Raw genomic sequence first — 25,784 nt, 5'->3', positions numbered from 1 at the left:
GCGACGCCTACCCGGACAGCTTCAAGATGACCATCGACGACATCCGCAACGCGGTCGAGCTTCCCGTCATCCCCCCGCTCCGGCAGCCCTGAACAAGGGGTCACGGTCCGCGCGTCGCTGACGACGGGCAGGTTCGGACCACCTCCGCTCGTGCGGAGACCACGGCATCGGGAACCTGGCAGGACAGGCTTTCGCCCGGAGAAGCCGTGGGCAGGCGGCGCACGCCACCAGGGTGATCGGTGCGGGACGAGAAGCCGCCGGTCGAGTGACCACCAGGATTTGGCGGTCACCGGGCGAGGTACCGATGACCGTGTGTGCCGGACCTGGGCACTGTGCCGGTCCTCGGCCTCTGCGGGCGGGACAACGCCGGCCCGGTGAGTCACAGGCGACTGCCCATCCGGCGTGCCACGAAAGGGGATCATCGTGACCCAGCAGAACGTGACGGTCGCCGTCACGGGCGCGGGTGGCACCGGCGTGGCCAAGGCCTTGCTCGCCGCACTTCAGCGGGATGACCGGGTCGGCCATGTCGACCTTCTGGTGTCGGCCAACGGGCGCAAACTCGTCGCCTTCGAATTCCAGACCGGAGAAGACCCGGACGCGGTGGTCCACGCACTGGAGGCGACGTCGCCGAAAGTGCGCTTCCTGGATCCGGCCGACATGTCCGGGCCGGTGACCAGCGGCAGCTATCCGAGCGACGCAATGATCATCCTGCCGTGTGCGGCCGGCGTCCTCGGGCGCATCGCTCACGGGCAGGCGGAGAGCCTCGTCGAGCGGGCTGCGGACGTGATGCTGAAGCAGCGGCGCCAGCTCGTCCTCTGCCTGCGGGAAGCGCCGCTGAACCTCATCCACCTGCGCAACATGGTGGCCGTCACCGAGGCGGGAGCCACCGTGTACCCCATGATCCCCACGTACTACAACGTGCCGGAGACACTCGCCCAGCTGCGGGACGAGTTCGTGGAACGGGTCCTGCAATTCGTGGGCCTGCCCGGCACGGACCGTTACCAGTGGGACGGCAGCGACACCGCGGCGCGGCGCGAGCACAACCGAACGAGGTGAAGCAGCCCGCCCCATGCGCTGCAACGGTCCGTGGCTGAGGAACCGGGTGACCGCGGCGCCGGGGGTGGTAGCCCGGCGGGCTGGGGAGGGGCGGGGCAGACACCCAGGAACACGTCCTGTACGTCGCGGCCGAGAAGGACACCCTGCGCCGGCAGCTGACCGATCGGCTCGACGACGCGGGCATCCCCGTCTTGGTGGTCCTCGGCTTCGGATCCCCGTCCTACGCCGACGTCGTGCGCAATCGTGTGGCCGCCGCTCCAAGAGAGGCGGTTCTCCTGGGTGACCCTGATCGTCGACGAGACCGGGCCGACCCTCATCGTGGCGGGCCGGCCGCACACCACCCCCGATCCCGCATGGGTGCGCGAGCAACGCGTCCGTTTCACGTGATCGGGACGCAGCCGAGGTCAAAAGACAAGCCCAGCGAGCCGGTCCTGATCTCCGTCGACCTCACCGAGATCTCCGTCGACCGACCACGGGCGAGCCCGGCTTCACGCCGGTCCCTCCGGGGACCGGCCTCGGTCGCCCTGCACGGCCCGCACGATGGTCTTGCCGGTGTTCGCGCCGCGCAGCATGCCGAGGAACGCGTCCACGATGTGCTCGAAACCGTCGACCACCGTCTCGTCCAGGGCGAGCCGGCCGCTCTGCAGATGCGGCACCGCGAAGTCGTACAACTCCTCTTGCAGACCGCGGTAGTTGCTGACCAGGAAGCCCTCCATGCGGAGGCTCTTCTCCACGATGTCCGCGTAGTCGAAGCGCGGCGACGGTGTGTCGGGGGTGTTGTACTGGCTGATCGTGCCGATCCGGACGATGCGCCCGAACTCGCGCAGCGCCCCCACCGCGGCGGCCAGTTGCTCGCCGCCGACGTTGTCGACGAACACGTCGATGCCGCCCGGTGCGGCCTCGCCCAGCAGGTCGGCGGCGGGGCCGTCGTGGTAGTCGAAGGCGGCGTCGTATCCCACCTCCTTCGTGAGGTGGCCGGCCTTCGCCGCCGAGCCCGCGCTGCCCACGAGCCGTCCGGCGCCGAGCAGTCTGGCGAACCGTCCGGTCGCCGTGCCGACCCCGCCCGCCGCGGCCGACACGAACAGATCGTCGCCCTCCCGGAGCCGGGCGATCCGGGTGAGGCCCACGTAGGCGGTCAGGCCGGTGCCGCCGAGGGTGCTCAGGTAAGCGGCCAGGGGCACCCCGTCGAAGCGGGGCAGCCGTCGGATCTCCTCGGGCGTGACCACCGCGTGGGTGCGCCAGCCCTGCCGGTGGAACACCGTCTCGCCCTCGGTCAGCCGCGGCGTGCGCGAGGCGATGACCCGCCCGATGGCGCGGCCCTCCAGCGGCGCGTCGAGCGCGAAGCCGCCGGGCACGTCGTCCATCATCTCGCGGTGGTACGGGTCGACGGACCAGTAGAGGTTCTCCACCAGCGCAGTCCCGGCCGCGGGCTCGGGAAGCGGGGACTCGACGAAGGCGAAGTGCCCGGCGGTGGGGAAGCCGTGCGGGCGGCCGGTCTGGTGGACGGTGAGCGCGGTCTCGTTCATGCCCGGACCGTAGGGCGGGAATGTGCCACCCGGGCAGCCCGTTGGGCTCATGCGACAGTCCGTTCCATGAGCAGCTCTCATGTCCTGAGGTGAACGCCCCGTGGCCCGTACGACCGACTCCGATCTCACCCCGCAGGAACTGCGCGTCCTGGTCGCGGTCGCGGACACCGGCGGGTTCTCGGCCGCGGCCGGGGCGCTCGGTCTGACCCAGTCCGCGGTCTCCCACTCGGTCCGCGGCAGCGAGCGGAAGATCGGTGCCGTCCTCTTCGAGCGCGGACGCACCGGCGCCCGCCCCACCCCTGCCGGGGAGAAGGCCGTCGGGCACGCCCGCCGTGTGCTGCGCCTGCTGGACGTCCTGACCGCCGAGGCGCGCGACGCGGCCCGGCCCGATGCCGCGGCGGGGCCGCTGCGGATCGCGGCCTTCCGCAGTGCGGCTCTCCATCTGCTGCCGCCCGTGCTGCGGCAACTGCGCGTTCGCCACCCCGAGATCGAGCCTCGGGTGCGGATCGTCCGCGAGGTGGGGCGCGGCACCGCCGGCGAAGTGGCCGACGGGAAGGCCGACATCGCCATCGCCACCCTGGGCGGCTCGGCGCCGCTGCCACCGGGTCTGGTCGCGAACGGGCTCCTCGAAGAGCCGTATGCCCTGGTACACCCGGCGGGCCACGCCGCCCCGCGCTCGCTGCCGCTGGTCGACTGGGCCGAGAACTGCGGCTCGTACACCCGCGGCTGGTGGGCGGCGCAGGACTGGATCCCCAGGGCGACCGTCGAGGCCGAGGACGACGGAGCGGTGCTCTCCTTGGTGAGCGGCGGTCACGGAATGGCGATCATGCCGGCGCTCTCCCTGACCGGAGCAGCGCACTCGGTCGGGATCACCGATCTCGGCGCCGATCGCCCGACACGCCGGGTCGGCTATGTCACCAGCACCGAACTGGCCGGATCCGCTGTCGTACGCGCCCTGGTGAGAGAGCTGCGGACGACGGTTCCGCGGGGTGTGCGTCTTCTCGGCGCCGAGGCCTGATCAGGCCGGGCACGTGTCCTCGGCAAGACCGTAGGACCGGTCCGGGGCTGCCGTCCGCAGCCCCGGACCGGTCCGTTCCGGGCACGCACTCGGGGCACTGCCCCGTCAGAGCATCGCCAGCCCGGGATCGTGCAGGACGGCGGCGATGTCGGCCAGCAGCTCGGAGCCCTGTTGGCCGTCGATGAGCCGGTGGTCGAAGGACAGGGCCAGCTGGGTGACCCAGCGGGGCTCGATCGTCTCCGCCCCCGACGCGTCCGTCACGACCCAGGGCATGCGTCGGATGGCACCCACGGCGAGGATGGCCGCTTCCCCCGGGTTCAGGATCGGGGTTCCGGTGTCCACGCCGAACACGCCGACGTTCGTGATGGTGATGCTCCCGCCGGTCATCGACCCGGGCGTCGTCCTCCCGGCCCGGGCCGTGCCGGTCAGCTCGGCGAGCGCCTCGGCCAGCTCACGCAGGGACATCCGGTCGGCATGCTTGATGTTGGGGACGATCAGCCCGCGTTCGGTCGCGGCCGCGATGCCGAGATGGACGTAGTGCTTGAGCACGATCTCCTGGGCGTCCTCGTCCCAGCTGGCGTTCGCCTCGGGGGTTCTGCGCAGGGCCAGCAGCAGCGCCCGGGCGACGAGGAGCAGCGGCGTGACGCGCAGGTCGCGGAACTCGCGGCGGGCGGCCACCGTGTCCCGTAGCCGCATGGTCGCGGTGATGTCGACCGTCGTGAACTCGGTGACGTGCGGCGCGGTGAACGCCGAGGCGACCATGGCGGCGGCGGTGTGCTTGCGTACACCGCGGATCGGGACACGGGTCTCGGCGGCGGGTTCCGGGACCACCGCCGGGGCAATCGCCTTCGCCGCGACGGGACTTGTGCCCGCTGCCCGGTGGACGTCGGCGCGGGTGACGGTGGCTCCCGGGCCCGTCGGTGTGACGGTGGTGATGTCGACGCCCAGGTCCTTGGCGAGTTTGCGGACGGGCGGTTTCGCCGCCGTCCGCTCGGTGGCCGGGACCGGCGGTTCCGCAACCGAGGTGCGAGGGGACGCGGCGGCGGTACGACGGCGTCGGCGACGCCCTGCGGACTCCTGCGGCCCGTATCCGACCAGCAGGGCCGCCCTGCCGGAATCCTCCGCGGCCCCGCCCGCCCCGCCGGCACCGCCGGTCTCGCCGGTCTCATCGGCCGCCCCGGGGCTCGTTCCGCCATCGGCATCGCCGAGGATGGTGATGAGGGGCTGCCCCACGGGCAGGGTCTCCCCCTCCCGCGCGTGCAGGGTTCCGACAACTCCCGCGTAAGGAGAGGGGAGTTCGACCGCGGCCTTGGCGGTCTCGACCTCGACGAGGATCTGGTTGATCTCCACGGTGTCGCCGGCCTTCACCGCCCACTGGAGGATCTCGGCCTCGGTGAGCCCCTCGCCGACGTCGGGCAGCAGGAATACCTGTTCTTGTGACACGGTGCCCCCTCTAGTAGCTCAGGCTGCGGTCGAGGGCATCGAGGATCCGGTCGACACCGGGAAGCCAGTCCGACTCGAGGCGGCTCGGCGGGTAGGGGGTGTCGTATCCGGTGATGCGGAGCACCGGCGCTTCGAGGAAGTGGAACTCCTCCTGCTGGATCCTCGCCGCGAGTTCGGCTCCGAACCCGTGCGACAGGGAGGCCTCGTGGGCGACGAGGGCGCGACCGGTGCGGTGGACGGACTCCCGTACGGTGTCCATGTCCAGCGGCGACAGGCTGCGCAGGTCGACGACCTCGACGCTGTGGCCCTCCTCGGCGGCGACGCCGGCCGCCTCCAGGGCGACGGGGACCGTCGGGCCGTAGGCGATGAGGGTGGCGTCGGTGCCGGGGCGCCTCACGCGGGCCCGCTCGATCGGGGCCGGGGGCGCGTCGGTGACGTCGCCCTTGCTCCAGTAGTGCCGCTTGGGTTCGAGGAAGACCACGGGATCGTCGTCGGCGACGGCTTGGCGGATCATGTCGTAGGCGTCCTGCGGGTGGGAACAGGTGACGACCTTCAGTCCGGCCGTGTGGGCGAAGTAGACCTCGGGTGACTCCGAGTGGTGTTCGATGGAGCCGATGCCGCCGCCGTAGGGGATGCGGATGACGACCGGCAGCGTGATCGTGCCGGCCGAGCGGTGCCGGAGTTTCGCGAGCTGGCTGATGATCTGGTTGGCGGCGGGATAGACGAAGCCGTCGAACTGGATCTCGCAGACCGGGCGGTAGCCGCGCAGGGCGAGACCGATGGCGGCGCCGACGATGCCGGCCTCGCCGAGCGGGGTGTCGACGACCCGCAGGCTGCCGAACTCCTTCTGAAGGCCGTCGGTGACGCGGAAGACCCCGCCCAGACGTCCGATGTCCTCACCCATCAGCAGGACCTTGGGATCGTCCTGGAGGGCTCTGCGCAGGCCGTTGTTGAGGGCCTTGACCATGGAGATGCCCGAGCTGCTCATCGCGTGGCCCCGTTCTCCTGGCCGGCGGCCGTGAACTCCAGGTGTTCGGCCAGCTGGTGCCCGAGGTCGGCGGGCATCGTGGCGTAGGTGTGCCGGAAGGACGCGGCGGGGTCCGGCGCGGGGAGCGAACGGCAGCCCGCCCTCAGGTGGTCGGCCAGTTCCTTCTCCCGTCGCTCGATGCCGGCGAAGTACTCCTCGTCGACCGCGCCGCTCGCGGTGAGGTGGCGGCGCAGCCGCTCCAGGGGATCCCTGGCGATCCACTCGTCGGTCACGGCGGCGGGCCGGTAGCGGCCGTCGTCGTCGGCGGTGGTGTGTGCGTTGACGCGGTAGGTCACCGCCTCGATCAGGGTGGGCCCGCCGCCGGACCGGGCCCGGGCGAGGGCGTCGCCCGTCGCCGCGAGACAGGCCAGCACGTCGTTGCCGTCGACGGAGAGACCGGGGAAGCCGAAGCCGGCGGCGCGCCGGGCGACGGGGACCCGGCTCTGCACGCTGTAGGGGGCGGAGATGGCCCACTGGTTGTTCTGGCAGAAGAAGACCACGGGCAGGTTCTGGGCGGCCGCCCAGACGAACGCCTCGTTGGTCTCGCCCTCGCTCAGCGCGCCGTCGCCGAGGAAGACCAGCACCGCGGTGTCGCGGCCCTCGTCCCCCGAGCCGATCAGGTCGTCGCGGACCAGTCCCATGGCATAGCCGACGGCGTGCAACGTCTGTGCGCCGATGACGAGGGTGTAGAGCTGGAAGCGGCTCTCGTACGGGTTCCAGCCGCCCAGCGTCGAGCCGCGGAAGAGGCCGAGGAGCGACACCGGATCCAGGCCCCGGCACCAGGCCACGCCGTGTTCGCGGTAGGTGGGGAACACCATGTCCTGGGCGCTCAGCGCGTGGGCGGCCCCGACCTGGGCGGCCTCCTGACCGCGCAGCGAGGGCCACAGGCCCAGCTCGCCCTGGCGCTGGAGCGCGATCGCCTCGGAGTCCAGGCGGCGTACCAGGGCCATGTCCCGGTAGAGCGCGGGCAGATCGGGTGCGGCGGGCAGGCCGAGCCGGCTGTCCGGCGCCAACACCCCCTCGGGTGTGAGGAACTGGATCGGTCCGTCTGGGTTTTGGGGGTCCGCGGTCGGGGTGGACGGCTTTCGTGGCATCACGGCTCTCGTTCTCGAGGGCGCCGGTGCGGGCACCGGCGGAGGTGGGTGCGGCAGGTACCGGCGCGGGTCAGCGCGGTGCCATGCGGAGGGATCCGTCGAGGCGGATCACACAGCCGTTGAGCATGGGGTTGCCGATGGCGTGCTCGACCAGCGCCGCGAACTCGTCCGGCGCGCCCAGCCGGGAGGGGTGCGGCACGGAGGCCTCCAGTGCCGTGCGCGCCTTCTCCGGGAGACCGGCCATCAGCGGGGTGTCGAACAGTCCGGGGGCCACGGTCACCACCCGGACGGCCTTGTCCGCCAGGTCCCGTGCCGCGGACAGGGTGAGGGAGACGACGCCGCCCTTGCTCGCGGCGTAGGCGGCCTGACCGATCTGGCCGTCGTACGCGGCGATGGACGCGGTGCAGACGACGATCCCGCGGTCGCCGTCCTCCGGATCGTTGTCCGCCATCAGCGAGGCAGCGTGGCTGAGGACGTTGAAGGTGCCCACGAGGTTGATGTCCACCACGCGGCGGAACCGGTCGAGCGGGAGCACTCCCCTGCTGCCGATGATCCGTCCGGGGGTGGCCACCCCCGGCGCAGTTGACGGCGGCCCGCAGCGTGCCGAGGCCGGCGGCCTCGGCGAAGGCGGCCTTCACCTGGGACTCGTCGGTGACGTCGGCCGGGACGAAGTGGGCGCGCTCGCCCAGGCGGCCGACGACGTCGGGGCCCGCTCCGGTGGGCAGGTCCAGGACCACGACGGTGGCCCCCTGCCGGTGCAGCCTCTCGGCCACGGCGCGCCCGAGGCCGGAGGCCCCACCGGACACGACGGCTACGGCATCACGCAACTGCACGGCACGTGCTCCTCACGGGTATCTCGTGGGCAGGGGTCGGACGGACACCGGTCACCGTGCGGGACCGGCGAGTTGACGGCTGATCACCAGACGCTGGATCTGGTTGGTGCCCTCGAAGATCTGGGTGATCTTGGCTTCCCTCATCAGCCGTTCCACGGGGTGGTCCAGCACGTATCCCGCGCCGCCGAGGACCTGGACGGCATCGGTCGTGACGGCCATCGCCGTGTCGCTGGCGATCAGCTTGGCCACGCTGGCCTGCCGGGTGTACGGCAGGCCGGCGTCCTTGCGGCGCGCGGCCACCAGGTAGGTCGCGCGGGCCGCCTCGGTTCTCGCCGCCATGTCGGCCAGCAGGAATCCGACGCCCTGGTGCTCGATGATGGACCGCCCGAACGCCTGCCGGTCCCGGGCGTAGCCGACCGCGTGGTCCAGCGCGGCCCGGGCGATGCCGACGGCGACCGCGGCGATCCCGAGCCGGCCGGCGTCCAGCGCGGCCAGCGCGATCGGCAGTCCCTGACCCGGGGTTCCGACGAGCCGGTCGGCGGGCAGCACCGCGTCCTCGAAGTGCAGCTCGGCGGTGGTCGAGCTGCGCAGCCCCATCTTGCGCTCGGGTGTCCCCGCGACGAGTCCCGCCGTGTCGGCGTCGACGTGGAAGCAGGAGATGCCCGACCGGGTGTCGGGGGAGGTCCGCAGGAAGACGGTGTAGAAGTCGGCCTCGCCACCGTGTGTGACCCAGGCCTTGGTACCGCGGGCCGTCCAGCCCCGCGGGCCTTCGGACGCCGACGCGCGCAGCGCCGCGGGATCGGAACCCGCGTGGGCCTCCGACAGGGAGTACGCGCCCAGCAGCCGTCCGCCCAGCATCCGGGGGAGGAGCTCGGCCTGCTGTGCCGCGGTGCCGAACGTGGTCACCGGCAGACAGGCCAGCGTGTGCACGCTCATGCCCACGGCCACCGCGGCCCAACGCGCGGCGATCTCCTCCAGGACCTGGAGGTAGACCGTGTACGGCTGTCCCCCGCCGCCGATGTCCTCGCCGAACGGCAGGGTCAGCAGCCCTGTCTCGCCCAGGAGCTCGAAGACCTCGCGAGGAAACCTTCCCTGGTCCTCGAACTCGGCGACCCGCGGCGCCAGTTCCCTGTCCGCGATGTCCGTGACCAGTTCCAGCAGGTCATGTGCCTCACGGGATGGCAGCTCTCGTTCGACTCGCACTACGGTGCCCCCTCCTGCGGTCGTCTCCGGTCGTCTCCGGATGGAGGACCACAGTCGGCAGCGCACGGCCCGTGGTGCAATTAACCTGCTGAGTTCTTGTGGCGCGCACAAAATTTCCTATGCACAACCCAGGTTCTGCGCAAAGAACCTGCCTTTTGTGAGGTGTGGAGATGCCCGGTACCGAGCACGTCGACAACGTCGACAGCATGATCATCGACCTGCTAGTGCAGGACGGCCGGCGGACGGTCACGGAGATCGCGGACCACGTCAGCCTGTCCCCCTCGGCCGTGAAGCGGCGCATCGACCGCCTGGAGCGGGTCGGGGTCATCGCGGGCTACACGGTCATCCTCGACCACAACAAGCTCGGATCCAGCTTCGAGGCCTTCGTCGAGCTCAGGTTCGCCGGGGACGTGAAGGTCGAGATGATCACGATGGCGGCCACGAGCGTCCCGGAGGTGCTGGAGGTGTTCACCGTGGCCGGTGACCCCGACGCGCTGATCCGGGTCCGGGTGTCGGGCGTCCAGCATCTGCGGGATGTCATCGACCGGCTGCGGCGGTCGGGGCCGGTGATCGGGACGAAGACGTTGATGGTGCTGGGGGCGTGGCGCCGGGACGGGTGACCACCCTCCGCGAAATTTGCCCATGAGGCATATTGATTTGCCTACCAGGTTGACTTGGACCGTATGCCGACCCCACGCTGAAGGAGGTCCGTCCGCACCAACCGAGGGAGGCGTCGACGCATGTCCGTGTCGGCTGACAGCGCAGGTACAGAGGAGCTGGAGAGCATCGGCGAGCTCGACATACCCCAGCTCTCGCAGGCCAAGGACTCCGTGGAGTCCGAACGCCGGCACCGCAAGGAGCAGCTCGCGATCGCCTTCCGGATCTTCGCTCGCCACGGGTTCGACGAGGGCATCGCGGGGCACATCACGGCGCGCGACCCGGAGTTCCCCGACCGCTTCTGGGTCAACCCCTACGCCGTCCACTTCTCGCGGATCCGGGTGAGCGATCTTCTGCTCATCGACGAGCAGGGGCAGGTGATCGAGGGCGGTCGCCGCACCAACAAGGCGGCGTTCTGGATCCACTCCTCGATCCACCAGGCGCGCCCCGACGCGGTCGCCGTCGCGCACGCCCACACGATCCACGGCCGGGCGTTCGCCTCGCTCGACAAGCTGCTCGACCCCATCGTCCAGGAGTCCTGCGCCTTCACCGGCGACCACGTGCTCTTCGACGAGTACAAGGGCCTCGTCCTGGAGAAGGCGGAGGGCGAGCGCATCGCGGAGCGACTCGGGGACAACAGGGCGGCGATCCTGCGCCACCACGGGCTGCTCACGGTGGGCCGGTCCGTCGAGGAGGCGGCCTGGTGGTTCATCACCATGGACCGGGCCTGCCAGATGCAGCTGCTGGCCGACGCCGCCGGCCGGCCCCGGATCATGAGCGACGAGGAAGTGACCCTGGCCCACCGGCAGTTCAGCAACGCCAACATGGCCCGGCACAACTTCAACCTCCTCGCCGGGCTGGTGACGGACGAGGAGCCCGACGTCCTGGACTAAGCGCTCCGCTGGAAGTGCCGCGATGTGCCGTCCGCCGACTGCGGCGCCGTCGTGGCTGGTCGCGCCCACGCGGCGGAGCCGCATATTGATACAGCCCCGCGCCCCTTCGGGGGCGCTGCCGAACCGCAGCGGACTTCGCCGGACCCGCTTGGCAACCGCCAATTCCCCGCACTTCCGCACCCGATGACGATCCTGGAGAAGAGATGTCGGTTCAACGCGTCGACCCGGACGCCCTCGCACCCCCGGTCCAAGGCCTCTACAGCCACGCGGTGACGGGCACAGGCACCCGCTTCATCGCCATCGCCGGCCAGATCGCCCTGGACAGGGACGGCAACCTCGTCGGCCCCGGCGACCACGAGGCACAGGCCGAACAGGCCTTCCGCAACTTCCGAGTTGCCCTGGAGGCGGCCGGCGCCACGCCGGACGACCTGATCAAGAACACCATCCATGTCGTCGGCCACCGGCCGGAGTTGATCGGTCCCATCTTCGCGGCGGGCCGGCGCGCCTTCGACGGCACCTGGCCGGTGTCCGCGAGCACCTTCCTCGGAGTGCAGACGCTGGGCATGCCGGAATGGCTCATCGAGGTCGACGGGTTCGCGGTCCTGCCGTAGCGGGGCCGCCCGGCCGCCTTCGCGGACGGCGTCGGGGTTTCCGGCGGGCGCGAAGGACGATGACGGCGGTTACGAGCGCCGGGACGCCGGGATGGGGTGGCGCATGGGCACGGTCGCCGCGGTCGAGGCGATCAGTACGGTGGCGGCGGCATCTTCCTCGTTGACGAGACGGTGTTCCTTCGCGGAGTCGAAATGCACCGAGTCCCCGGCTCCCAGCTGCAGCGAGGCCCCCGAGATGTGGAGCGTGACGGTGCCGGCCAGCACATGCAGCCACTCCTCGCCCACATGCCGGGCGGTCTTGCTGTGCTTGCCGGGCGCCAGGTCGACCCGGATGACGGACATGGTCTCGCGCGGTCCGCTCAGTACGGTGTAGCGGCCGTCCTGGCCGTCCCGTGTCATCGCCGCGTCGGCGCGCACCAGATGGAAGTCGTTCTCGTCCGGTTCCTGCACCAACTCGCTGATGGACACGCCGTAGACGCGGGCGATCTGCAGCAGGCTCCCGATGGAGGGCTTGCGGACACCCTTCTCCAGACGCGACAGGTGCGCCGAGGAGATGCCGGTCTGTTCGGCCAGGGTCGTCAGGGTGATACCGCGCTCGCTGCGCATGTCCTTGAGGCGTTGAGCCACCCAGAGATCGGTGTCTTCGATCGACATCTGCGCAACATAGCATGCCTGTCAGGCAAGAGACATCACCTGACAGGCACACCGATCTGTCAGACGCCCGGTCCGCTGCACCCCTGCACAAGGTCCAGGAGTTCCCGCGCGAGGACCTGCGGTTTCGTCAGCAGGTCGACATGGGTGACGCCGGGCAGCGCGACGACCCGGAACTCCCGTTTCTCCGCCGAGACGGCCATGTCCTTGAAGATGGCCTGGTCGGCGCAGTAGATGTAGGTGACCGCCCGGCCGGCCAGCACCTCCTCGCTGCCCGGACCCAGCGGCTCTTCATGGGTGCGCCGAGGCATGGGTGTCAGCCTGCTCGCAAGCCATGCGGCGCCCTCGTCGTCGGCGCCGAGGGCGTCCGGGCTCAGCGGAGCGACCTCCCATTCCGCGGGACCCGGCGAATCGGCGAACGCCTGCTCCAGCCACGGCAGCAGACTGAACGCCGACTCACCGGTCACGGGGGCGAAGGCATCGGCGTACACCACCTGCCCGATGCGGTCGCCCGCGAGCGCGGCCACCCCCGTGATCACCATCCCGCCGTAGCTGTGCCCGACGAGGACGGCGTCCGCCACCCGCTCGGACTCCAGGAGCCCGGCGACATCCTGCACGTGCGTACTCAGGCCGACGTCCGGCGCGGACAGCTGCCGCCGCTCGGCGAGACCGGTCAGGGTCGGCGCCAGGACGCGGTGGCCGGCCTCCTCCAGCAGGGGGCGCAGCCGGTCCCACACCCAGCCGCCGCCCCAAGAACCGTGCACGAGTACGAAGGTTGCCATCTGCCGCTCCTAGGAGGGTCCGGGCCCTGGGGCCCCGCGCCTGCGAGAACCCCGTGGTCCTCTCCCCCATAGAGTCAGCACCCAGCGCACCCCAGTCAACCTACAGGGCACATTAAATTGCCTCAGAGGTCGAAAATCGACGAGGGTCCGGCCGCTCGGCCCAGCAGCCGCACTCTCATACCACCCAGGCAAGTCAAATTGCCTCAGAGGTTGACATTAGTCGCCGTCCGGTTTCAGCCTGGAGGGGATTCCGCAGCAGAGCGCGCAGGTCGGACGGGAGCCCGTCCGACCCACCGGCCCCGAATCCAGGTGACAGGACCCCCGCAATGACCGCACACACCTCGCCCGAGACTCGGACCGCCACCCGGGAACAGCCGCCCACACCGCCGCCGATCCCGCCCCGCGCACCGGCGGTGGACGTCCCGCCACACCTCGAACACCGCCTGCGCGTGTCCTGGCGGCTCCCCGGCCGGTCGCCGCGCACACCGGGCGAGGCCCGCAGACGGGTACGCGCCGGCTGCCGCGCATGGAACGTCCCCGCGGAGACGGTCGACGTGCTCACACTCATCACGAGCGAGCTCGTCACCAACGCCGTGATACATGTCGCCGGCGACGAGATCACTGTCTCGCTCCTGCTGTCCGCACGGCACGCCTGGGTGCTCGTCGCCGACCAGGGCCACACCCGCACCCCCGCTCCCCCGCACGAAGTGCCACAGGACGCGGAGGGCGGCCGCGGACTCCTGCTCGTGAACACCCTGGCCAGCCACTACCGGGTGGACTCCGACGACCGCGACGGCACTCGGGCCTGGGCATGCGTCCAGCTCCCCGACGACCGGGCCCACAGGCCGCCCGCTCCCGCTTCCCGGTGCCGTCCGGAACACACCCATGAGCCCTGCGACATCCAGACGTGGAAATAGCGTGCGTTGCGCACGCATCCGGTGCTACGGTCAAGGAGAAGCGTGCGCAACGCACGCATTTTCGCGAAGGAGTACCCCCATGTCCCGTACCGACATGAAGACCGCCCTCACCGACCTGCTCTTCAACCCGGCCATCTCGCTGGAAGAAGCCGTCGACCGTCACTTCACCCCGGATTACCGCCAGCGCACGGACGGGCGCTGGGACGACCGCGCCGGGTTCGTGGAGCACATCGCCCACCTGCGGACGGTGGTCGCCGGCGGCCGTGTCGACGTCCACGACGAGCTGTACGACGGTACGAAGTACGCCGACCGCCACACCGCACACATCGAGAAGAAGGACGGTTCGACCGTGCGCATGGAGGTCTACGCCTTCGGGGACCTCGCCCCCGACGGCCGCTTCGACCGCGTCGAGGAGACCACGCTGATGATCGAGGGCTCCGACGCCGACCGGAACATCGGCAGCGCCCGCTGACGGGCTCGCGCCGCCACGGCCCGCGTCAGCCGTCGGTCGCCCGGAAGAAGGCCTTGGGCAGGTACGCGGAGACCACCCAGTTCGGCGCGTCGACCACTTCGGTGATCCGCAGGTCCACGGCGACGCTGCACAGCACATAGGCGTCCACCGGGGCCAGACCGTACTGGGCCCCCAGGTGGTCGATCATCGCCCGGGTGGCGTCCTGCGCGGCACGCATCAGGTCGGGCCCGACGCCCATCGTGGCGTAATGGCCCGCCCTGTCGTCGCCGTCCCGCACCGGGCCCGCCGTCTCGAACTGGGGCGCCGCGATCCGCCGCCCCTTGTGCAGCCGGATCCGCGCGGCCCCGGCGAGCGAGGCCTCGATCGCGCTGACACACAGTTCGCCGTCGCCCTGGGCCGCGTGCGGATCTCCGAGAGCGAGCCGGGCGCCGGGCACCTGGACCGGGAGGTAGACCTTGGTGCCGGCCACCAGGTCCCGGCAGTCCACGTTGCCGCCGTAGTGGCCGGGCGGCATCACACTCCGGGGCTCCACGACGTCCGGGCAGACGCCCACCACTCCGCAGAACGGCCGGACGGGCACCTTCGCGACCCCGAGGAAGTCGGCGCTCGCGCCGCCGGACAGGTCCCACAGGTGGAGGTGCGCGTCCGGAAAGTCCTCGGCGAGCAGGCCGAGGCCGGGCAGTACCGCGGTCCACCCCCAGTCGACCGGCCGCAGGTCCAGGAACTCCACCTCCACCACGTCCCCCGGCTCGGCGCCTCTCACCATGATCGGCCCGGCCAGCGGATACACCCGGTCCCAGTCGAACCCCGCGATGGCGTCGACGGTCGACTCCGGCGTGAACTGCCCGCCCGTCGCCTCGGTGAGCTCGAAGGAGACGGTGTCTCCGTCCGCCACCTCCAGTGCCGGTTCGTGCGCCACCGACCACAGGCGATGGGGATCCTTCGGTACGACATGGTGACTCATGAGACCGTCCTCGCCAGGCCGGGAACGCGTGAGTGGAAGCCCCTCGGACTCTGCCCTCCCGCCTCTCTTGCGTCAAGCCTCAGAGGCACAATTGCATGCCTTGGAGGCAGAATCGGCGCGCACCCGTCGACCGTCGACGCGTTGCCGCACGCAACCCGCACGCGGCGTCCTCCGCAGGTGCTTCACATGCGCCGCGCACGCTGATTTTCCTGCCATGCCGAACGATGTGGGTCACGAGATCGCCGACACCCTGGGGCTGCTGCTGCGGCGCAGTACCCGTGCGCAGCTCTACCGCCGGCTCACCGAGGGCATCGGCGCGTCGGTGGACGAGACCACCTACCCGGTACTCAGCGGCCTGGCCCGGGTCGGGGCCGTGAGCGCCGCGGAACTGGCCGCCGAGATCGGCCTGGACCGGTCCGGGGTGACCCGTCGCGCCACCCGCCTGAAGCAGGCGGGACTGCTGCGCCGGGAGCCGGACCCCGCCGACGGACGGGCCACCCTGCTGGTGCTCACCCCTACCGGGGAGCGGGCCCTGCGGGCCACCCGGGAGCGCCTGGCCCAGCGGATCTCCGACTCGCTCGCCGACTGGCCCGACGGCGAGGCCCGCGCCTTCGCCCGCATGCTGCACCGCTTCACCGCCGAGGAGCCGTTCACCCGGTCGGAAGTGGTGGCCGACGGCTCAGAGGACTCGCCCGGTGGCGGTGCGTCCCAGGGCGGAGGAGAGCCGCGCTGATCCTCCGGGGCAAGCCGCGCATGCACGCGGCATGCACGTCGCGCCACGCGTACGCGGTTCGCACCCCGTACGCACCGCGCTCACCCCTGGTGCCGCGCCTCGGCGCCGGGGGACGGTCGCCCGGCGAGGATCGCGGCCACGCCGAACTCGAATCGCTCGTCGAAGGAACCCGGCGTGAGATGGGCGACCACCCGGTGCAGCGAAGGGTGGGTCGCCTCGGAGACCGCGTTCGCCAGCGCCTCCCCCAGCGGGCGGTCTCCGGCCGCCTGCTCCTCCTGGGCGAGCCCCAGGGCGAAGTAGGTGATCGCCCAGGCGGTCCAGGCCACCTCGCGGTCCTCGAGACCGCACTCGAGCAGCGCCCCCACCAGGATGTCCGCGAAGCGCAGGGTGTGCGGGTCGACTCCATACGTGCCGACGACGAGGGCGGCGCCGTCGCGGTGGGCGAGGAGGGCGCGGCGGTAGCGGCGGGCCAGTTCGCGCACACGGTCGTCGGGGGCGGCCGGCAGTCCGGTCAGCCGGATCTCGCCGAGTACGGCGTCCGCCATCAGCTCCAGCATCCGGGCCTTGGTCTTCACATGCCACAGCACGGTGTTCATGCGGACGCCGAGACGGTCGGCGACCGCTCGGGTGGACAGCGCCTCCAGGCCCTTCTCGTCCAGCAGTTCCAGTGCCGCACGGATCACGGTGGCGGGATCCAGTCGGTCGCCTTGTTGCCTGTTGGTCATTGACCTAGTTTACTGACCACGCCAGAGTCTTGGTCAGCGACCAAGAGCGACCAAGAAGCTTGGCGGTCTCACAACCTGGCCACAGACCCAAGGAAAGGTGATCGCATGGAAAGGCAGCAGGTCGTCATCGCCGGCGGCGGGCCCGTCGGGCTCTGGCTCGCCGCCGAGCTACGGCTGAACGGCGTCTCCGTCACGGTCCTGGAGGAGCGCACCGAGATCGATCAGCGCTCCAAGGCGCTCACCATGCATCCGCGGAGCATCGAACTGCTGGCCTCACGCGGGATCCACCAGCGGTTCCACGACGAGGCACCGAAGATCCCGACCGGCCACTTCGCCAATCTCCACAGCCGGCTCGACTTCGCGCTGCTGGACACCCCGTTCCCGTACACCATCTTCCTGCCGCAGGCCCGCACCGAGCAGCTGTTCGAGGAGTACGCCCGCGGGCTGGGCGCCACCGTGCGGCGCGGGCACCGCGTCACCGGCTTCACCGAGCACGCGGACTCGGTGACCGTGCAGGTGGCGGGGGAACAGGGGACGTACGAGATCGAGGCCGAGTACCTCGCCGGCTGTGACGGCTGCCGCAGCACCGTGCGCGAGCGCGCCGGCATCGACTTCCCGGGCACCCCGTTCAACTTCCTCGGCTGGCTCGGCGACGTGGCACTCGACAACCCGCCCCCGCTCGCCTTCAACCAGTTCAACGAGCACGGCGGCGTACTGATCGCGCCGTTGCCCGGCAACCGGTGGCGTCTGGCCGGCACCAGCCCCGACGGGAACACCACTCAGTGGCCCGGCGACCTCACGCTGGACGAGCTGCGGCAGAAGACCGTCGCCATCACCGGGGACGACTTCGGCATGCGCGACCCGTCCTGGCTGTCCCGGTACAGCAACACGACCAGGCTGGCCACCGAGTACCGGCGCGGCCGCGTGCTGCTCGCGGGCGACGCCGCCCACCAGCACTTCCCCACCGGCGGCGTCGGCATGAACTACGGCATGCAGGACGCCCACAACCTCGGGTGGAAACTGGCCGCCACCATCAACGGCTGGGCCCCGGAAGGTCTGTTGGACACATATCACACCGAACGGCACCTGATCGGAACCCAGTTGGAGGAGCACAGCCGCGCCCAGACCCTCCTGCTGACCACCTTCACGCCCGAGGCGCTCGCCATGCGGTCCCTGACCGCCCATCTGATCGCCGCCGTACCGGAGTTCGGCCGGATCCTGGCCGGAAAGATCAGCGCGATCGGCATCGGCTACCCCAGCGACGACCCGGCGGCACACCCGCTGACCGGCGCCCGCGCTCCCGGCCTCACCTTCACCGGCACGGATGCCACCCTGTTCGGCCTGCTGCGGGCGGACGCGTACGTCCTGCTCGACCTGACCGCCGACGGCGCCCTCGCCGACCGCGCGCAGCAGCGGATCACCGTGTACGGCGGGACGCCGGACCAGGCACACGAGGGCTGGGACGACGTGCGGGCCGCCCTGATCCGGCCCGACGGACATGTCGCCTGGGCCTGGACGGAGCAGGACGACGCCAAGCTCGGCGCGGCGGTGGACGAGGTCATCGCCGCCGCCCTGGGCCACTGAGGGGACACGGGCCATGGATCTCGAACTCAAGGACAGGGTGTACGTCCTCACCGGCGCCACGCGCGGGCTGGGCTTCGCCGTCGCCCGCGAACTGGTCGCCGACGGGGCCAGGGTGGTCGTGGCCGGCCGCGACGACGGGCGTGCGGCCGAGGCGGCGGCGGAGCTCGGTCCGAACGCGGTCGGGGTCGGCGTCGACAACGCCGACCCGCGGGCGCCGGAGCTGCTGATCGCCACCGCACGGGAGCGGTTCGGCGGCTTCGACGGCATCCTCGTCAGCGTCGGCGGGCCACCCGCGGGCCTCATCGCGGACCACACCGACGCACAGTGGCAGGCCTCGTTCGAGTCGGTGTTCCTGGGCACGGTGCGGCTCGCGCGGACGGCTGCCGCGGAGCTGGCACCCGGAGGCTCGATCGGGTTCGTCCTGTCTATCACGGCGCACGAGCCGACCCCCGGGATGGTCCTCTCCAACGGCCTGCGACCAGGTCTCGCCGGACTCGCCAAGTCGCTCGCGGACGAGCTGGGGCCGCGCGGCATCCGTGTCTTCGGACTGCTGCCGGGACGGATCGGCACGGATCGCATGCGTGAGCTGGACGGGCTGACCGCCGACGCGGAAGCGACGCGGGCCGCCAACGAGTCCCGGATTCCGCTGCGGCGGTACGGCACACCGGACGAGTTCGGACGCGCCGGCGCGTTCATGCTGTCACCGGCAGCCTCGTACCTGACCGGAATCATGCTCCAGGTGGACGGCGGCGCCCGACGCGGATTCTGACACCACGGGGCCGACTCCGGCTCACAGAGGGACGGTTGCCGCCGTCACGACGTTCACCACGACGGCGGCGACCTCCCTGCCGACACGCTCGACCGCGATGACCTCACACAGGTCGCGCTCCGCGAAAAGCAACCCCGCAAAACGGCTGCACCGCTGACGAGTTGGCGGCAGCGGATGCCGACTGAACCTTCATGTGGGTGCGATCGCGGTCGGCCATGTCGACCGGGAGCGACAGCGCCCGGTGTCGTCGGATGAATCGACTTGGCCGGTGCTCGGAGGAGAGATCATGATGTGGGTATGTCTGACGACCGATCCTCCGTGGCACCGAGTGTGGTGCGGCTCCCCCAGTACACGAAGGCGGACCAGGAGGAGATCCTCGGCACCAGCGATGATCCCTTCGGTGTCGCCTCGGCCGGTCTGACCTGGCTGCCGAAAGAAGAACACTTCGGAATCAGACACCAGGACCGGCTCGTGGCACACGCCGGCCTGCTGCGGCTGCCGGTCGCGATCGGCGACGCCGAGACAGAGGTGGTGGGCGTCGGCGGGGTGGCCGTCGCACCCGGCATGCAAGGCAAGGGCCTGGCTCGGCTCGTCGTCTCGGCTGCCCTGGAGCACGCCCGCACGATGGGTCCTCAGCACGCACTCCTGTTCTGCCGACCTCCCCTGGTGCCGCTCTACCAGCGCCTCGGATGGCACCCGCTCGATGCGGACGTACTCGTCGAGCAACCCGAAGACCGTCTGGTGACCATGCCCCTGCAGACCATGGTGACGCCCCTGCTCGACGGTGCCCGCTGGCCCTCAGGGCCAGTGCGGCTGTTCTCGCTCCCTATGTGACGCAGGGCCACCCGGCATGGCGACAAGGGCCTCTGTCGAGAACGAGGTCCTGCTGTCGTGACTCACCCGGCGGTCAACGAGCGGGCAGGTTGGACGGACGGTCCACGGCATACACCGTGTCCGGGCGGCCCTGCAGATCGTCCTCCCGTCGCGGCGCGAACCCCCAGGCCAGACACCCCTGAGCCTGCAGACCGCTGCGGCCGATGAACTCCCCGCTCGACTTCAGCTTGCGGGTCGGTATGGAGCCCGGCGAAAACGTCGACGTCGGACACCTGCAGAGGGCGCGGGAGCAGCCGCTCAGTCTCGATCATGCGTCCGAGGACAAGACTCGCCGCCGGCCATGTGGGCCCCTGACGAGTTGGCAGGGGCCCACAGCTCAGACCTGGCTCACCGGCTGCCGATGGCCTGGCGGCCCGGCCCTCACTTCAGGTGCCGGGTGAAGAACTGGGCCGCGGCGTCCCCCGCGAACTGCGGGACGCCGGTGTGGCCGCCCATATTGGCGTACAGGGACTTCTCCTTGGAGCCGAAGGCGTCGAACAGGTCCAGGGCCGCCTGCCGGTCGTTCCCTGCGTCGTCCCACTGCAGCAGGACGTGCAGCGGAATGGTGACCCGGCGGGCCTCCTCGAACATGGCGCGGGGCACGAAACTCCCGGCGAAGAGACCGGCGGCCCCGATGCGCGGCTCGACCACCGCAAGGCGCACGCCGATGGAGATCACGCCCCCCGAATACCCGACCGGGCCGACGACCCCGGGCAGCGACAGGAGGGCGTCAAGGGCGGCCTGCCATTCCGGGACCGCCCTGTCGACCAGCGGGAGGATGAGCGCGTCGATGATCTCGTCGCTGACCGGCTCGCCGGCTTCCATCACCCGGCGCAGGTCGGCGCGGGCCTGCTCGACGGCGGCCCAACGGGGGCGGTCGCCGCTGCCGGGGAGCTCGATGGTGGCCGCGGCGAAGCCGTCCGCCGCGGCGTGCCGGGCCCGCGCCACCAGCCGGGGGTACATCCTGTGCAGCCCCAGCGGGGGGTGGCCGAGCAGGATCAGCGGCACCGGTGCGGATGCGGATCCGGGCGTCCACAGGATGCCGGGGATCTCGCCGAGGGTGAATGCGCGTTCGAGGACGCCGTCGTCAAGGCGCTGTTCGGAAGTGAAGTGAAGGGCCATGGTCGTGCCTTTCGGGAGTGCGCTTGAACGGCGCTCCCGGACGACCTATCGCCCGACCGTGACCCCGGAGGAGAGCACCCACGTCGATTCGTTCACGGGTACCACCTCCTCGTTCTCTCGCACGGCCACCGCGAAAGTAGCAGGGGCCGCCGCGGACCGCCAAACGATTTCTCGCGCGGGCTCCGTGGCCGGATACCGAGGAGCCTCATCACCTGCGCACCACCGCCGGCGAGGCGCTGCGCACGGTCGGCCTCAGGGAAACCGCGGCGGGTGTGTGGAGGTGATGTGCGGGCATACGGGATTCACCCCTACGAGAGGAGCTCGCACATGATCGGCATAGTTGCGGCGGTGTTGTTCTTCATCGCCTTTCTGATCAACGCGGCGGACATCAGCACCAATGACACGTTCACTTCCACGAACATGATGCTGCTGGGACTGACCGCCCTGGCTCTGCACGTGGCGGGAATCGGCAGCGGCTGGTCGTACCGGAGGCGGCGCTGACCGTGCGTTCCACGGCCGTGGGAACGGACGCGTCATCGCCCGCCCGCTCGTGCGCCGGGAACGCCGAGTCCGCGCGGTACCTGCGGCATTCGCGGTTGCTGCCCCCGTACGCTCGCGCGCAGCGTGTCCAGCTTGGACTCGTCGGCGGTGTCCGGATCCGCGGTGTAGGTGACGACGCGGAAGTCGGTGCCGGCGACCGTCAGGGTGTCCAGTTCCAGGTCGATGTCTCCGACCAGCGGGTGTACGACCGTCTTGCGGTCACCGCTCAGCGCGCCGGCGGATCCACCGGACCACAGCCGGGCAAAACGCGGGTTGGCGCGGATCATGTCGTCGACGAGACCGGCCAGGCGGGCGTCGGCGGGGTAGGCGGCTGCGGTGACGCGGAGGTCGGCGACGAGCGCCTCCTCCTCGGCGCGGTCGCCCAGCCAGGACCGAACGGGCCAGGCCGCGATGGACTCGGGTCTACGGCCGCCGACCGAGCGGAACATCCCGGCGACGAGGTTGCGCCCCGCCCAGCCGTACACGCCGGGCTCACCGATCGTGGCGGCCCACATCGCGTTCCAGCTCACCAGGGTCCAGTCGGCGGCGAAGACCGCGACCGGGTTCCCGCCCATGCGGTGCGCGAGCCGCTCCACCCGTGACGGCACGTCGAGGGGAACGTTCCCCGACGACGGCGGCATGAGGTCGGCGCAGCGGAAGAGATGGTCGCGTTCGGCGGCGCTCAGTCTCAGCACCCGGGCCAGCGCGGCGACGACCTGTGGTGAGGGGTGACGGGCCCGGCCCTGTTCCAGTCGTACGACGTAGTCCACCGACAGCCCCGCCGCACAGGCCAGTTCCGCGCGGCGCAGCCCGCGCACCCGCCGGCCGGTGTCGGCGCCGGGTACGGCGGTCAGGCCCGCCTCCGACGGCGACACCCGCTCGCGCCAGCCGCGCAACGCGATGCCGAAACTGCTGCCCGTACCTGTCATCGGTAGGAGATGCTACCGACGTCGTGGGCGCCTGTACGGGGCGGGAAGATACCGGGGGGAGCGGTCAGCGCGGTGGTCCGAGGACGACCTGGCCGTACCTGTCGGCGGCCTCGGCCAACACCTCGGGTGCGATCTCGAAGCCGTCGGGGCGTGGGGTGGACAGGTCGCGTCCGGCGTGCCGGAACATCCCCTCGATGCCGGCCGGGGTGCAGATCATCAGCAGGTCGGCGGTCTCGGAGGTGATGCGGTAGCCGTGCGGCACGTTCCTGGGCAGGTAGACGATGCCGCCCTCGGACAGTTCCATCTCCTGGTCGTCGGACCACACCAGGGCGGTGCCGGAGAGCAGCAGGAACACCTCGTCCTCGCGGGTGTGCAGGTGGTACGGCGGGGCTTCGCCCTTGGCGACGCTGAATCTCCCGACGGTCAGCCGGCCGTCGGTGGCGGCGCCGTCGAGCAGGACGGAGAAGATGCCGCCGTCGAGCCATTCGAGTTTCTGCTGCTGTTCGGGTTGCGCGAGATAAGCCATGCTCACCCGGCCAGCATCGCCTTGACCGTACTGTCCCCGCCAGGGCCCGGAGTGGGAACAGCAGTACCACCCACGGGCCGGGGGCGAATCCGCTCAGGGGTTCCAGAAGAACGAGACGTGTGCGCGGTCGAAGCGGCGCTCGGCCAGGTCCTGCCGCGGGATCACCCAGTGCAGGGTGGATCCCTCGCGCCCGTTGAGACCGATGTCCCACTGGGCGAGCAGGGTCCAGTTCTCGGGGGTGGGCAGCGCCACGGCGTCGGCGGACTCGTGCGCCCCCGCGATCCGGTGCCGTCGCCCCTGCTCCGCCTCCTGCGCGGCGTCTGCCACAGGGTCGGTCTCCGTGCACTCGTGGAAGGCGTACCCGCCGATGTGCAGCGGGCCGTCGACGACGATGCCACCGCACGTGTCCAGCCACGCCTCGGCCAGTTCCCAGGCGCGCGGATGGCCGGGGAGCAGGGTGTCCTCCCCGCCGGGCTCCGGGGACGGGACCAGGAAGTGGTACGGCAGGGAGACGTCCGCCGCAAGACGCAGTTCCTCCTCGGGGAACTGCTCGTGGACGCGCAGCATCGCGTCGTCGAGCGCGTTCTCGTCCTCGCCGTAGAGGCAGCGGTACTTGACCTCCCGCTCCGCTACGGCCGTACCGGCGGGGACGTACACGACCTCACCGGCGCCGGCGCTGTAGTACGTCATCTCGGGGAAGCCGAAGAGCAGCAGGTGACCGTCGGCCGGCAGCGGCAGGCCCGTCACCTCCTCGGGCAGGGCAGCGCAGTCGAGGGTGGCGAGCAGCGGGTACCAGGGGTCGGGGGCGTCGGCGGGCAGCAGCAACGGCCCGCCGAACCGGCCGACGACCGGTCCCTGCCCACGCGTGACGAGTGTCCCGGACGCACGGGCGGTGCCGATCCACCGCTCGACGTCCTGGGATGACAACCCGCGCCGCAGTGCTTCCTCACGGAACGGCGCAAGCCGACCGAACAGGTCAGGAGTCATGGGTGAAAACCTATGCCCGAGCTCTGACAGCCGGCCCCCGGCCCCGCATGCGAACCAGCCGGCCCGTGGCCGGGCGGACGGCGGTCAGTCCTCGCCCCGTACGATGTTCCAGTCGTCCCCCTGCCGCGGGTGTCCCGCGTTGTCGTCGAGTGTCGCGCGCATACAGGTGCGTATGCCTTTTCTGCGCAGGCGACGCGACCTCGCCCAGCCCGTTTCGGGTCGGACACGCTGCGCGCGCTGCATGCCGAGACCGGCAGCCCCGCGGGCCACCCGCCGTCACCGAGCCGTGAGCATGCCTTCGCGGAGGCGGGCGAGGGTGCGGGACAGGAGACGGGAGACGTGCATCTGGGAGACGCCCAGGCGTTCGCCGATCTGGGCCTGGGTGAGCTCCTCCACGAACCGCATGTGGATGATCTGCCGGTCACGCTCGCCGAGTTCGGCGATCAGCGGGGCCAGGGTGTGGAAGTCCTCCACCAGTTCCAGCGCGGCGTCCTCGGTGCCGATGAAGTCCTGTAGGGCGCTCTCGCCGTCCTCGCTGCCGTTGATCGTGGCGTCCAGCGAGGAGGAGTTGTAGCCGTTGGCGGCCAGGCGGGCCTCCCGCACCTCGTCCTCGGGCAGGCTCATCAGGTCGGACAGTTCCCTGACCGTGGGGGTACGGCCGAGGCGGCTGCGGAGTTCGTCGGTGGCCCGGGCGAGCTGGACGCGGGCCTCCTGGAGCCGGCGCGGGACGTGCACGGCCCAGGAGGTGTCGCGGAAGAACCGCTTGATCTCGCCGACGATGTACGGCACGGCGAAGGAGGTGAACTCGACCTCGCGCGCCAGCTCGAAGCGGTCGATCGCCTTGATGAGGCCGATCATGCCGACCTGGACGATGTCCTCCATCTCGTCCGCTCCCCGGCTGCGGAACCGGCCGGCCGCGTAGCGGACCAGGGACATGTTCATCTCGATCAGCGTGTTGCGTGCGTACTGGTACTCGGGCGTGCCCTCCTCCAGTACCGCCAGCTGGTCGAAGAACAGCTTCGACAACTCCCGTGCGTCCTTCGGCGCGACCTTGGAGGGGTCCGCGATCTCCGGAACCTCCGCCGTCCGCCCGGCGGTCCGTACGGTCGTCGTCGGCATGATGCGCCCTCCCAGTCGATCGTCCTCGTCGTCACCGGTCCGTCTTCCGGCAAGCACGCGCCTACCCCGGCCGCCGACCGGCATTCCTGAAGCCGCCGTCGGTTTCGCGTCGTTCTCCATCACCGCTGCGCGCGCAGCCGCTCGGTCACCGGGAACGCCCGGAACTCACCGGCCGTGCCGGAGCCAGTGGACCTGCTCCTCGGTCAGCGTGCGGCGGCGCGCGTCGAGGGAGCTGTCGATCTGGGCGGTCGTCCTCGGGCCGATGGACGGCCAGACGCCGGGGTGGTGGACGGTCCAGGCCGGCGCGACGGTCTCGGGCCGGCAGCCGAGCCGCTCGGCGAGTTCCCGGCAGCGCTGCCGGCGGGCACGGCCCGCCCGTCCGGACGCCGGCCGGGGCCGCCTGATCACCCGGCAGGCCCCGCCGTCTTCCCGCCCTCCTCCCCGACGGCACCCGACTCATCGCCGGCGACTGGCCACCGGCACAGCGGGTTCGGCCGCTCGATGGGCCCCGACTACCCGGCGGACTGGACCCAGGTGAAGTGCGTCGTCATCAACGCCGGTTGAGGCCCGCCGCCGCGTGGCCACCGGCACGGGAAACCTTCTAACAAAATTATCATCGAAATTGTTAACAATTCTGGTGCTCCTTGCCTACAGTCTGGGACTCGAGCCGCACAGCCCCCGACCGGTCCGCGGTGTCGCCCGGGCGATGCCGCAGGTACGGCTGTGACCA

Annotated in this window: 28 protein-coding genes and 1 pseudogene; 12 read left to right on the top strand and 17 right to left on the bottom strand. The window is 71.0% G+C overall.

Annotated elements, in window-relative coordinates:
• The first annotated feature begins 423 nt into the window (after positions 1-423).
• The gene (locus tag ACWGKQ_RS28935) at positions 424-1,056 is read left to right on the top strand and encodes a UbiX family flavin prenyltransferase (protein ID WP_453294912.1); all 633 of its coding nucleotides are present in this window, start codon (positions 424-426) and stop codon (positions 1,054-1,056) included.
• A 488-nt stretch (positions 1,057-1,544) separates the two neighbouring features.
• Here ACWGKQ_RS28935 and ACWGKQ_RS28930 read toward each other — a convergent pair whose 3' ends face one another.
• Positions 1,545-2,582 carry an NADP-dependent oxidoreductase gene (locus ACWGKQ_RS28930; RefSeq protein WP_453294911.1) on the bottom strand — a complete coding sequence of 346 codons (1,038 nt, stop codon included), beginning with the start codon at positions 2,580-2,582 and terminating at the stop codon, positions 1,545-1,547.
• Between the two features lie 100 nt (positions 2,583-2,682).
• Between ACWGKQ_RS28930 and ACWGKQ_RS28925 the strand changes: the two genes are divergently transcribed.
• Positions 2,683-3,600, top strand: a complete 918-nt coding sequence (locus ACWGKQ_RS28925; protein WP_453294910.1) for a LysR family transcriptional regulator — start codon at positions 2,683-2,685, stop codon at positions 3,598-3,600.
• Between the two features lie 105 nt (positions 3,601-3,705).
• Here ACWGKQ_RS28925 and ACWGKQ_RS28920 read toward each other — a convergent pair whose 3' ends face one another.
• From ACWGKQ_RS28920 to ACWGKQ_RS28895, 6 genes and pseudogenes are all read right to left on the bottom strand, one after another.
• Positions 3,706-5,043 (bottom strand): dihydrolipoamide acetyltransferase family protein, encoded by a 1,338-nt coding sequence (locus tag ACWGKQ_RS28920; RefSeq protein WP_453294909.1) that lies wholly within the window; start codon positions 5,041-5,043, stop codon positions 3,706-3,708.
• A gap of 10 nt (positions 5,044-5,053) precedes the next feature.
• Positions 5,054-6,031 (bottom strand): alpha-ketoacid dehydrogenase subunit beta, encoded by a 978-nt coding sequence (locus ACWGKQ_RS28915; protein WP_453294908.1) that lies wholly within the window; start codon positions 6,029-6,031, stop codon positions 5,054-5,056.
• Positions 6,028-7,086 (bottom strand): thiamine pyrophosphate-dependent enzyme, encoded by a 1,059-nt coding sequence (locus ACWGKQ_RS28910; protein WP_453294907.1) that lies wholly within the window; start codon positions 7,084-7,086, stop codon positions 6,028-6,030. The genes ACWGKQ_RS28915 and ACWGKQ_RS28910 overlap by 4 nt, the downstream gene beginning before the upstream one ends.
• 148 nt (positions 7,087-7,234) lie before the next feature.
• Positions 7,235-7,735 (bottom strand): SDR family NAD(P)-dependent oxidoreductase, encoded by a 501-nt coding sequence (locus ACWGKQ_RS28905; protein ID WP_453294906.1) that lies wholly within the window; start codon positions 7,733-7,735, stop codon positions 7,235-7,237.
• Positions 7,736-7,772: 37 nt separating this feature from the next.
• Positions 7,773-7,937, bottom strand: a pseudogene (locus ACWGKQ_RS28900) (SDR family oxidoreductase); the annotation flags it as partial.
• Between the two features lie 111 nt (positions 7,938-8,048).
• Entirely contained in the window at positions 8,049-9,200 is a 1,152-nt protein-coding gene (locus ACWGKQ_RS28895) for an acyl-CoA dehydrogenase family protein (protein ID WP_453294905.1), read from the bottom strand.
• Between the two features lie 170 nt (positions 9,201-9,370).
• Between ACWGKQ_RS28895 and ACWGKQ_RS28890 the strand changes: the two genes are divergently transcribed.
• From ACWGKQ_RS28890 to ACWGKQ_RS28880, 3 genes are all read left to right on the top strand, one after another.
• Complete coding sequence (locus ACWGKQ_RS28890) at positions 9,371-9,820, top strand: Lrp/AsnC family transcriptional regulator (protein WP_453294904.1); 450 nt, start codon at positions 9,371-9,373, stop codon at positions 9,818-9,820.
• 120 nt (positions 9,821-9,940) lie between these two features.
• Positions 9,941-10,750 carry a class II aldolase/adducin family protein gene (locus ACWGKQ_RS28885; RefSeq protein WP_453294903.1) on the top strand — a complete coding sequence of 270 codons (810 nt, stop codon included), beginning with the start codon at positions 9,941-9,943 and terminating at the stop codon, positions 10,748-10,750.
• Positions 10,751-10,953: 203 nt separating this feature from the next.
• Positions 10,954-11,361 (top strand): RidA family protein, encoded by a 408-nt coding sequence (locus ACWGKQ_RS28880; protein WP_453294902.1) that lies wholly within the window; start codon positions 10,954-10,956, stop codon positions 11,359-11,361.
• A 69-nt stretch (positions 11,362-11,430) separates the two neighbouring features.
• Here the strand turns inward: ACWGKQ_RS28880 and ACWGKQ_RS28875 are convergent, their stop codons facing one another.
• Positions 11,431-12,015: a helix-turn-helix domain-containing protein gene (locus ACWGKQ_RS28875; protein WP_453294901.1), complete on the bottom strand. Its 585-nt coding sequence runs from the start codon at positions 12,013-12,015 to the stop codon at positions 11,431-11,433.
• Between the two features lie 59 nt (positions 12,016-12,074).
• A complete protein-coding gene (locus ACWGKQ_RS28870; RefSeq protein WP_453294900.1) occupies positions 12,075-12,794 on the bottom strand; it encodes an alpha/beta fold hydrolase in 720 nt (239 codons plus the stop codon).
• A 326-nt stretch (positions 12,795-13,120) separates the two neighbouring features.
• Here ACWGKQ_RS28870 and ACWGKQ_RS28865 point away from each other — a divergent pair, with 326 nt between their 5' ends.
• Positions 13,121-13,711 (top strand): ATP-binding protein, encoded by a 591-nt coding sequence (locus tag ACWGKQ_RS28865; RefSeq protein WP_453294899.1) that lies wholly within the window; start codon positions 13,121-13,123, stop codon positions 13,709-13,711.
• A 79-nt stretch (positions 13,712-13,790) separates the two neighbouring features.
• Complete coding sequence (locus ACWGKQ_RS28860; RefSeq protein WP_453294898.1) at positions 13,791-14,183, top strand: nuclear transport factor 2 family protein; 393 nt, start codon at positions 13,791-13,793, stop codon at positions 14,181-14,183.
• A 25-nt stretch (positions 14,184-14,208) separates the two neighbouring features.
• Here ACWGKQ_RS28860 and ACWGKQ_RS28855 read toward each other — a convergent pair whose 3' ends face one another.
• A complete protein-coding gene (locus ACWGKQ_RS28855) occupies positions 14,209-15,147 on the bottom strand; it encodes an acetamidase/formamidase family protein (RefSeq protein WP_453294897.1) in 939 nt (312 codons plus the stop codon).
• Positions 15,148-15,361: 214 nt separating this feature from the next.
• Here ACWGKQ_RS28855 and ACWGKQ_RS28850 point away from each other — a divergent pair, with 214 nt between their 5' ends.
• Positions 15,362-15,880: a MarR family winged helix-turn-helix transcriptional regulator gene (locus tag ACWGKQ_RS28850; protein WP_453294896.1), complete on the top strand. Its 519-nt coding sequence runs from the start codon at positions 15,362-15,364 to the stop codon at positions 15,878-15,880.
• An 80-nt stretch (positions 15,881-15,960) separates the two neighbouring features.
• Here ACWGKQ_RS28850 and ACWGKQ_RS28845 read toward each other — a convergent pair whose 3' ends face one another.
• Positions 15,961-16,605 carry a TetR/AcrR family transcriptional regulator C-terminal domain-containing protein gene (locus ACWGKQ_RS28845; protein ID WP_453294895.1) on the bottom strand — a complete coding sequence of 215 codons (645 nt, stop codon included), beginning with the start codon at positions 16,603-16,605 and terminating at the stop codon, positions 15,961-15,963.
• 105 nt (positions 16,606-16,710) lie between these two features.
• Between ACWGKQ_RS28845 and ACWGKQ_RS28840 the strand changes: the two genes are divergently transcribed.
• The 3 genes from ACWGKQ_RS28840 (at position 16,711) to ACWGKQ_RS28830 (ending at position 19,792) form a co-directional block, all read left to right on the top strand.
• Positions 16,711-18,189, top strand: coding sequence for an FAD-dependent monooxygenase (locus ACWGKQ_RS28840; RefSeq protein ID WP_453294894.1), 1,479 nt, complete (start codon positions 16,711-16,713; stop codon positions 18,187-18,189).
• Between the two features lie 13 nt (positions 18,190-18,202).
• Positions 18,203-18,958: an SDR family NAD(P)-dependent oxidoreductase gene (locus ACWGKQ_RS28835; RefSeq protein ID WP_453294893.1), complete on the top strand. Its 756-nt coding sequence runs from the start codon at positions 18,203-18,205 to the stop codon at positions 18,956-18,958.
• Positions 18,959-19,255: 297 nt separating this feature from the next.
• Entirely contained in the window at positions 19,256-19,792 is a 537-nt protein-coding gene (locus ACWGKQ_RS28830; RefSeq protein ID WP_453294892.1) for a GNAT family N-acetyltransferase, read from the top strand.
• 420 nt (positions 19,793-20,212) lie between these two features.
• Here ACWGKQ_RS28830 and ACWGKQ_RS28825 read toward each other — a convergent pair whose 3' ends face one another.
• Complete coding sequence (locus ACWGKQ_RS28825) at positions 20,213-20,953, bottom strand: alpha/beta hydrolase (RefSeq protein ID WP_453294891.1); 741 nt, start codon at positions 20,951-20,953, stop codon at positions 20,213-20,215.
• Positions 20,954-21,280: 327 nt separating this feature from the next.
• Here ACWGKQ_RS28825 and ACWGKQ_RS28820 point away from each other — a divergent pair, with 327 nt between their 5' ends.
• The gene (locus ACWGKQ_RS28820) at positions 21,281-21,454 is read left to right on the top strand and encodes a hypothetical protein (RefSeq protein WP_453294890.1); all 174 of its coding nucleotides are present in this window, start codon (positions 21,281-21,283) and stop codon (positions 21,452-21,454) included.
• A gap of 32 nt (positions 21,455-21,486) precedes the next feature.
• On the opposite strand, the gene ACWGKQ_RS28815 is transcribed toward ACWGKQ_RS28820, so the two are convergent.
• The 5 genes from ACWGKQ_RS28815 to ACWGKQ_RS28795 form a co-directional block, all read right to left on the bottom strand.
• Positions 21,487-22,422, bottom strand: coding sequence for a helix-turn-helix transcriptional regulator (locus ACWGKQ_RS28815; protein ID WP_453294889.1), 936 nt, complete (start codon positions 22,420-22,422; stop codon positions 21,487-21,489).
• 64 nt (positions 22,423-22,486) lie between these two features.
• Positions 22,487-22,948 (bottom strand): cupin domain-containing protein, encoded by a 462-nt coding sequence (locus tag ACWGKQ_RS28810; RefSeq protein ID WP_453294916.1) that lies wholly within the window; start codon positions 22,946-22,948, stop codon positions 22,487-22,489.
• Between the two features lie 93 nt (positions 22,949-23,041).
• Positions 23,042-23,935 carry a DUF1963 domain-containing protein gene (locus ACWGKQ_RS28805; protein ID WP_453294888.1) on the bottom strand — a complete coding sequence of 298 codons (894 nt, stop codon included), beginning with the start codon at positions 23,933-23,935 and terminating at the stop codon, positions 23,042-23,044.
• Between the two features lie 276 nt (positions 23,936-24,211).
• Positions 24,212-25,054, bottom strand: coding sequence for an RNA polymerase sigma factor SigF (locus tag ACWGKQ_RS28800; protein WP_453294887.1), 843 nt, complete (start codon positions 25,052-25,054; stop codon positions 24,212-24,214).
• 165 nt (positions 25,055-25,219) lie between these two features.
• Complete coding sequence (locus tag ACWGKQ_RS28795) at positions 25,220-25,462, bottom strand: aldo/keto reductase (protein WP_453294886.1); 243 nt, start codon at positions 25,460-25,462, stop codon at positions 25,220-25,222.
• Positions 25,463-25,784: the final 322 nt, after the last annotated feature.

It is taken from the genome of Streptomyces sp. NPDC054770 (genome assembly GCF_053611985.1).
Note: the sequence above shows the minus strand (reverse complement) of the source record. Positions and strands in the feature narration are given on the sequence as shown.